8 protein-coding genes and 1 pseudogene (2 of these 9 running past the window's edge) are annotated in these 7,500 nt (G+C 41.2%); 4 read left to right on the forward strand and 5 right to left on the reverse strand.

Annotation, left to right across the window (positions count from 1 at the left end; translation table 11 throughout):
* Positions 1-546, forward strand: partial view of a sodium-translocating pyrophosphatase gene (locus tag FHG67_RS09020; RefSeq protein ID WP_004499021.1) — the final stretch only. The gene continues 1,545 nt to the left of window position 1, outside the view; only the last 546 of its 2,091 coding nucleotides appear in the window; its start codon lies beyond the left edge, outside the window; its stop codon occupies positions 544-546.
* Positions 547-935: 389 nt separating this feature from the next.
* On the opposite strand, the gene FHG67_RS09025 is transcribed toward FHG67_RS09020, so the two are convergent.
* Positions 936-1,472, reverse strand: coding sequence for a DUF1564 domain-containing protein (locus FHG67_RS09025; RefSeq protein ID WP_004501757.1), 537 nt, complete (start codon positions 1,470-1,472; stop codon positions 936-938).
* A gap of 258 nt (positions 1,473-1,730) precedes the next feature.
* A pseudogene (locus tag FHG67_RS09030) lies at positions 1,731-2,116 on the reverse strand (transposase family protein); the annotation flags it as partial.
* 133 nt (positions 2,117-2,249) lie between these two features.
* Here FHG67_RS09030 and FHG67_RS09035 point away from each other — a divergent pair.
* A complete protein-coding gene (locus FHG67_RS09035; RefSeq protein ID WP_185908043.1) occupies positions 2,250-2,540 on the forward strand; it encodes a hypothetical protein in 291 nt (96 codons plus the stop codon).
* Positions 2,541-2,639: 99 nt separating this feature from the next.
* Here the strand turns inward: FHG67_RS09035 and FHG67_RS09040 are convergent, their stop codons facing one another.
* Both FHG67_RS09040 and FHG67_RS09045 read right to left on the reverse strand, forming a co-directional pair.
* Positions 2,640-3,593 (reverse strand): hypothetical protein, encoded by a 954-nt coding sequence (locus tag FHG67_RS09040; RefSeq protein ID WP_036075721.1) that lies wholly within the window; start codon positions 3,591-3,593, stop codon positions 2,640-2,642.
* Between the two features lie 623 nt (positions 3,594-4,216).
* The gene (locus FHG67_RS09045) at positions 4,217-5,473 is read right to left on the reverse strand and encodes a 3-deoxy-D-manno-octulosonic acid transferase (protein WP_004499073.1); all 1,257 of its coding nucleotides are present in this window, start codon (positions 5,471-5,473) and stop codon (positions 4,217-4,219) included.
* A 6-nt stretch (positions 5,474-5,479) separates the two neighbouring features.
* On the opposite strand from FHG67_RS09045, the gene FHG67_RS09050 reads away from it, so the two are divergent.
* Positions 5,480-6,097 carry an HAD family hydrolase gene (locus tag FHG67_RS09050; RefSeq protein ID WP_002624425.1) on the forward strand — a complete coding sequence of 206 codons (618 nt, stop codon included), beginning with the start codon at positions 5,480-5,482 and terminating at the stop codon, positions 6,095-6,097.
* Here the strand turns inward: FHG67_RS09050 and FHG67_RS09055 are convergent.
* Positions 6,069-6,818 carry a flagellar filament outer layer protein FlaA gene (locus FHG67_RS09055; protein ID WP_026054446.1) on the reverse strand — a complete coding sequence of 250 codons (750 nt, stop codon included), beginning with the start codon at positions 6,816-6,818 and terminating at the stop codon, positions 6,069-6,071. The two genes, FHG67_RS09050 and FHG67_RS09055, sit on opposite strands and share 29 nt — an antisense overlap.
* Positions 6,819-6,895: 77 nt before the next feature.
* Here FHG67_RS09055 and FHG67_RS09060 point away from each other — a divergent pair, with 77 nt between their 5' ends.
* A protein-coding gene (locus FHG67_RS09060) for a hypothetical protein (RefSeq protein ID WP_016761299.1) crosses the window boundary here: on the forward strand, positions 6,896-7,500 show its 5' portion. The gene runs 124 nt beyond the window's last position; 605 of the gene's 729 nt are visible here — the first part of the coding sequence; its start codon is at positions 6,896-6,898; its stop codon lies beyond the right edge, outside the window.

Genomic DNA, 7,500 nt, shown 5'->3' on the forward strand with positions numbered 1-7,500 from the left:
TTCGGGGCGATGCTTCCTTTTTTATTCACCGCTATGACAATGAAATCCGTAGGTAAGGCTGCGGTTGATATGGTGGAAGAAGTTCGTAAACAATTCCGTGAAATTCCGGGCATTATGGAAGGAAAAAATAAACCGAACTACAAACGTTGTGTGGACATTTCCACGACGGCGGCACTTCGGGAAATGATTCTTCCCGGATTACTTGTTCTCATGACTCCGATTTTGGTCGGGTATCTTTTCGGAGTGAAAACTCTTGCGGGTGTTCTTGCGGGTGCGTTGGTCGCGGGAGTGGTTCTTGCTATCTCTGCGGCGAATTCCGGCGGAGGTTGGGACAACGCGAAGAAATATATCGAAAAAAAAGCCGGTGGTAAAGGTTCCGACCAACACAAAGCGGCGGTCGTAGGCGATACAGTGGGGGATCCATTCAAGGATACTTCCGGACCCTCAATCAACATCCTGATCAAACTGATGGCGATCACAAGTCTCGTTTTTGCGGAATTTTTCGTTCAACAAGGCGGGCTTTTGATGAGATTGTTTCATCATTAAGAAACCATAAATTAGAGTTTTCTAAAATTTAGGCCCTTTTCGTTGAAAGCGATGAGGGCCTTTTAATTTCTTATTTTGTTCATCAAGCGCCTGATTTCTGTAAACCTGATTTCTAAAACGCTGACATCTAATCACGGGCGTGCCCATTTTAGTGGATAGGTTTTAGGGGTCAGATGTCACGGGCGTGCCCCGGCGTTTTGCGCCGGGTCGCGCTCTTCGTTTCAATCTGCAACGCACCATTTTGTATTTTTCTAATATACAAATGATTTCGTTTTTTGTCTTTACTGTTCCGTTTTTGAATGTTGCGTTGCAGGATTTCCACTACGATCGCTCACGCGTTTTGAGAACCCAGGTTTTTGTCGTTTAATTCGAATGAGTGAGACGATTTTTTAGAGGTTTGGTTTTGGTAAGGAGGACAAATGTTTGCTGGTGATTGGGTTCGGTTCGAAGAATAAGGCCCTGGAAATTTGATTTTTTCGTAGATTTAAGGTCCAACTCATCTTGTAAGTCCCGTGAAATTGAGGAACTCCCCGGTTCATCGTGTTCACAATAGAATCCCCGACTCCAACGTCTTCCAACCAAAGAAGATAATTAAAAAGAAAACACCTGGAAACCCCGTGCGCGGCCGCCAAAGCACCCAAAACCGCCCAAACTCCGGAATTCACATGAATCGTCATCTTCTTCAATTCGCCCACACCCCAGTTGTATTTGATCTTCCCGGCTCTCCAATGAAGACGATCCAGGGACGCGAGGTGCTTCGTATACCTCTTCAGTAAAAAAGGAAGTTTTTTGGAAAGGGCCTTTTTCTGAAACGCGTCCAGTCGGTTCCAATAACTCATCGGAATCAAAAGGGAATCGGTGCCGATCGTTCCTTCATTCAAAGAGGATAGAATTTTTTTCTCGCAAGAAAGTAAAAGAAGGTCCATACCCGAAGCGGTTCCAGAGCCCGGACACAACGGATGGGATTTACAAAAAAAGCGAGAGGAGGATATTCATCTTTTACAAGTTCCGTAAAATTGAAAGCGATTCCGAAAAGCGAACTCAAAGATCCTAAAGTTTTCCTTAAAAAGGAAAATTTATAGTGTGTCCCAAAACTTAATTCTACTTTATCAAAAACGTCAAGCTGCAAGGTTCTGTCGAGCCCCGGTTTTTTTTCATAAGAAAAAACTGTGGCTGGGCAGGTTCTTATGAGAATGGATTCTTCCGTTGTCGTATGCTCCAAAGAATCGTAGAATCAATGAAAGAAATTCCGGAGCATTTTCCCATACAAGTATTGGATAGAAACGAAGCTATAACAGATAACGCATTCGACGTCAGCTCAACAAAACGATTGTAACTTACCGTTTTTAGAAATTCGGATTTCAGGTTCTTTTTTATTTCTATCAAATAAAAATTTTTAAATTCTCTATAATGAGAAAGATGAAAAAAAACCACGATTGTTGCTACCTCATTCAGACTTAACTGGAATTTTCGGTTTCTTTTCTTATCACGGGACTAAAGTATTTTTCCGTTCTAGTTTATTTTTTGTTTTGTACAATTAATCGTTTATTGCACAAAATATTGATGTCAGATCCGTATTTTACCCTTTTTTGCTGGAAGTCGGTTTAATATGTGATCTAGCGTTTTGAGTACAAGATCTTTCTCATTACGCCGAACTCACGTTGTTTTATGAAACCGTAACGGAGAGGGATCCGGATCGAAGATTGAAGTTCGAAATTAAGGCGGATCCGAATCTAATTCCCATCACAATGTTGGGCTCGCACGTCGTTTCCGGAGACGCTTATTTCGACGCCTTACAGGGAGAGTACGAATTAGAATACAATGAAATTCTAAATTACAAAGAAAAACGAACCGCTGTCCTTCATCTACGGAGCAAATACCGTTTGTCGACCCGATTTAATTTTTACGCGTCTCTCTGGGGTGATTTTTTGATGAGGGATATTCAAAATTCGATTTTGAATATCTTGAGGAGAAGGATAGAAGGGGCGGGTTGACGAAAATTCTGTAAAGCTTGCTTTTCGACTGAACGTAAACGATTCGGAAATTATAAACATGGATGTCGTGTTGTATGCGGCTGTTCAAAAAATGCTGACTTAAAAGAGATGGCTGGGACCAGCTAACGTAAAATAGATAAAATAAGTAGGAGTAGCTACGAGATCGAACACAATCGTAAATGGATACAAAAAATAAATCAGTCCATACTCGATCACATTCTTGAACGAAAACTTTTTAAAAGACGGCTCAAATCGGATTTGGACGATCGGGGAAATTGTTTGAGTGGGCGTCGCTTCGGATAACCAAATCGCATAATTTTTACGGGAATAATAGAGAGCCCAGCCTTGTTGGGCGCTAAAATAGGTTGGAGGAGATTTCGGAATTTCCGACAAAGAAAGCAATTTCGAATTCGGTTGTTTCGAACAGTTGAATTCGGCCGAAATGCAGACGTGTCGCATCTTAAAAAGATCTAAGTCTTCTTCGTGTTTGGAACAATCTAAAGCTACAATCCTATTGTTTGAATCCGCAATACAAAGTTTGTAGTCAAAGGGATTTTGTTGTATCGTCCAGACTTCTCGAACGTCTGAAATTTTTTTCCTTATGTGAGGTCCGCGATAGATGGTAAGACTTGTATCGCTTTTACCCCACCAGGGAAGATCATTGATCACTATTCCGACATCGTAAAGAAACAATCTCCTCTCCGCTTTTTCTACTCGGATTGGCCAATTCGAATCTTCTTCTTTGAATTCACAGGTATCTTCGAACTTGCGAAATTGAACATCGTAAAGATACATATCCTTTTTTTGATCGTTTGTATCGGAGGGGGTTACACAATAATAACTAAATTTTTTTTCGTTTTCTCCTATATAATATAGTTCTAATGTAGGTTGATTTTTACTTTGTAGGACCCGAATTTCGTGTAGAGTCGGCCGTTCATATTTGTAAAAGGGGATTCTATTTTGTTTTTCGCGAAAGTGCATAGTAAGGCAGCTTGTACAAGATACAAAAACGAGAAAGAAACATAAAAATCGTAGTTGTTTATAAAGAAACATTGTGTTGAACCGCTTTTCGTTTTAAAAATGAAACGACCTAAATCCGAAACGAACTTCCTATGGATACGTTTCCCTTATTTATAAGAATCTAAAGTGTACGACTTTCTATTTGAAATATCAATTCAGTTTATCAAAAGAGAGCTAAATTCGACGAAGTTTCGAATTCGAATAATTGATCTTTTTGTAAAAAAATTGCGAGACCTGCTTGATGACTCAATGTGTCGCTTCCCGGTGCGTTTTTTGGGAACTCCTGCTGCCGCCCAATCATAACTTCTTGACCCATTCAACTGGATTTAAACCACTTCTTGGAAATAATGAATTATCTCGAATTTTCGTTTTCTGTCACGAAAAGACCGCTATAATTACGACAAAGTCCCGTTTCGAGTATGTAACGTTATTTTAACGACGACTCGACGGGGTAGCCTTTCGCTTTCTTACTTTTTCGGACGCGCACGTTCCGACAATAACCTCGTTTGACGCTTTTGAAATGCGGAAATTCTTCGTTACAACCGTCAAACAGGATTCCAAATTTCGGCTACATTCTTTTTGGACTCGTCATTCGAAAGATTCTTTTTCGAGAATTCCCCGGATAGAGAAAAAGAGCCGAAAGAAGCGTAAATATATTATAATTTAATAATCTCATCGAACAACCGTTTCGCCGCGCCCCGACCGGACTGAACGAATTCCGCGTTGTGTTTTCGGATTTTTTCGAATTCTGTTTTTGGAATGTTCAAAATATCGAATATGTCCTTCGGGGATTCCACGATAAACAACCCTCCGGTTTGATTTAAGATTTTAGCCTCGGGGGAATTGGAAATTTTAGGGCCCGTCATCAAAGGTAAACCGAAGGTTGCGGGTTCCAAAACGTTGTGGACTCGATTATGAAGGGCGCCTCCTACATAGGCGAAGTCCGCAGCCTGATACGCAAAAGCTAAAACGCCTAACACATCAAAGATGATCGTTTGAGCGGACATATTTTCGAAAGGAACGGAAGTCCAGGTTTGGTAAGAGATATTCGCGTCCTGAAGATTGTATTCTATGGAAGTTATTCGGTCGGGGGAAGTTTTGTGGGGAAATATCCAAAACGCGATTTCGTATAACAAATCCGGATTTTTAGAACGAATGAACTCGTAGAGAGAAACGATTAATTTTTCACAAGGCTCGTAAGTGGATGCAAATAGTATAATTTTAGAATACGGATAATTCCTGGGTTTTTTGAATTCCTTTTTATTGTCTTCTATCTTTTTAAGAACGATATCGAATCTGGTGTCGCCCAAAACTTTTACCGGAATATTATCCGGAACGAGAGCGCGAAACGAATCGTAAAAGGATTCGTGAGAGGGAAAAATACCGTCCAAATGGCTAAAAACCGCCTTAGTCAAGCTTCCCATCAAACCTTGTTTGCGCGCGCCAATCACCGCGGAACCTAACACCACTTTGGCGCCCAAGCGCTTCGCGGAAAGAATAAGATTCGGCCAAGTGTCCCAGGCCATCAAAACCAAAACCTTGGGTTGGAAATGAGAGAAGATCCAATCATAATTGGTCGGAAAATCGATCGGAAGGCGAAAGGTTTCGTCGGCGGGAAACGCTTCGAGTTGAGAATCTCTAACACTTTCGGAAAAAACGGATTGAATCAAAAAAGCGGACAGATCATATTTTCTGAACTCAAGGGCCAAGGCTTTGCACTGATCCAATTCTCCCACGGAAGCCGCGTGCAACCACACGGTATGTTTACCGGAAAGATCCAAAGCTTTGGAAAGAATTCTTTTTTTATCCTCGGACCGTTTTCTAAAAAAAAGTCTTACGGAAGGAAATAAGAGGGAGAGAGGAAAGATAAGGATAAGAAGAAAGATCGTCAGGATTTGGTATAAAAAAATCATAGGCTTATGAGCGGAGTTTTATTTGCTTTTGATCTGATGGATACCTTGATAAAGGATCCCTTTCATTCTGCACTCTATAAAATGCTTCCCAGCGAATCGAGAGAAAAATTCGCCCAAGGAAGGGAAAGAAACGCTTTCTTGGAATTTGAAAAGGGACTCATCGAAGAGGAGGAGTTCTTAGAAAGATTTTATTTACCCGAATATCGAAACGGCGATTTGCCCGACCCGAGAAAGATCAAGGAACGTATGTTCGCTAAAGTGCGATTGATTCCCGAGACCGTCGGAATCGTAAAACTACTTAAGAGCGGCGGAAATAAACTCGTACTCGCCAGTAATTATTCCGTCTGGTACAAAGAACTTCAAAAATTTCCGGACATTCAGAATGTGTTCTCCCAGTTCGATCAATTGTATTTTTCCTGCGAACTCGGAGCACGTAAACCGGCGGAAGAATATTTTCAATGGATTCAAACCGATTATCCGGGAATGCGCTACGTACTGATCGACGACAACGCGGCTAACGTAGAAGCCGCGGGTTATATGGGATGGGATACTTTTCGCTTTGATCCGAAGGAGCCGTCACGACTCGGAGAATTTTTCAGAGACCGGTACCCCAGTTATCTTTAATCTCCGCACCGGGATAACTGTTGTTTCTTGTATCCACGAGGATACCCATACGATCCAGATAAAAAACGAATTCTCCCTTTTTCTGAAACGGACCGGGGATGAGTCGAATTTCCGCCACTTCGAACGGGTAATGCAAATTTTGATTTAGCCTGGTGTTTTTTACCGGGATCGTCAATTTTTTTTCGATCCGTTTCCAACCGTCGAAATTCAAATCCCCTAGATCGATCACGATTTCCTTGGACTTATGCTGATAAAGAACCAATTCTAATTTCGCGTTTTGAGAAGAGGAATACATCCAAAAAAAAATTCGAGATGGAATCCCGATTGGAAGTCTGATTTTCTCTTTGGGTCGAATTTCCAAATGGGCATGTTTTGGGTTCTCGAAAAAAGTCTGAATCATCATGGAGCGATAATCGTTCGCGGTGGAAAGAGAGGGATAAAATTCTCTCTCTTTGGAAAAAGCCGTGTTATCGGGGATCTGAGAATTAAAACGGATTTCGTTCAAAAAGGAAACCCCTCTGTAAATTTCCCAAGGTCGTGCGCCGTCGAACGAGTCCACAAGAAAAAGATTGTATTGTTTCCATTCGGATAGTATCTTTTCTAAAATCAGAACTCGGCTCATTTCGTCTTCATCCCTTTTGACCGGAGCGGAAGAAAGGTCAACCTGCCCCGAAATGGAACCCAAAAGATAAAGAACAAATAGAGCTCGGGGAAAAAACAAAACTCTCACAGAATTCTATTCGGAGAAAATGAGACTTAAAAACAGACGAAAAACCGATATTTGAATCAGGTACACCCATGAGACGAGACCAGTTGAAAATCCTGCTTTCCGGAATCTTAATCTTACTTTTAGGATCCTTGATCGTTTACAGTTATCTCTTTCGGGAAGATATTTCCCGGTTTTTAAAAAAGAAGGAAGGTGAGGAAGTCTCGAACAATTCCAAAACAGATCGAGTGATCTTAAGTCCTGAAATGAATTCGGAACCGTTGGTTTCGCCCAAAGATTTAAATAGTCTTCCGGATTCGGGGGAATTTCCGGCAAATGAAAAAGAAACTTCAAAGGAAACCAAAGCTCCTTCTGATCCGGGAGAATACTCTTCCAACGCAAAAGAAACACAATCAAGCCAGGAAGAAAGACTTGAGGAAAAAAAAACTCATTCCGTAGAAAAAATGTCAAAGGACAAGTTTCCCGAAGAAAGGTGGGCTCCGCCAAAGGACGAAACGAGCGCGATCAAAGATGAGGAATATTCCAAAGAAAAAATGAAAAATGTACGAGACGAACGAGAAAAGAAAAGTGATTTGAAAACTCGGAGTCAGCATACCAAAAAGAAAACCAAAATAAAAAAACGTTTTTCAACCAAGACGGGAAAAAGAATTCGTTCTTTGGAAACAAGAGTGGATCG

This window comes from Leptospira weilii (assembly GCF_006874765.1).
Classification (GTDB): domain Bacteria; phylum Spirochaetota; class Leptospiria; order Leptospirales; family Leptospiraceae; genus Leptospira; species Leptospira weilii.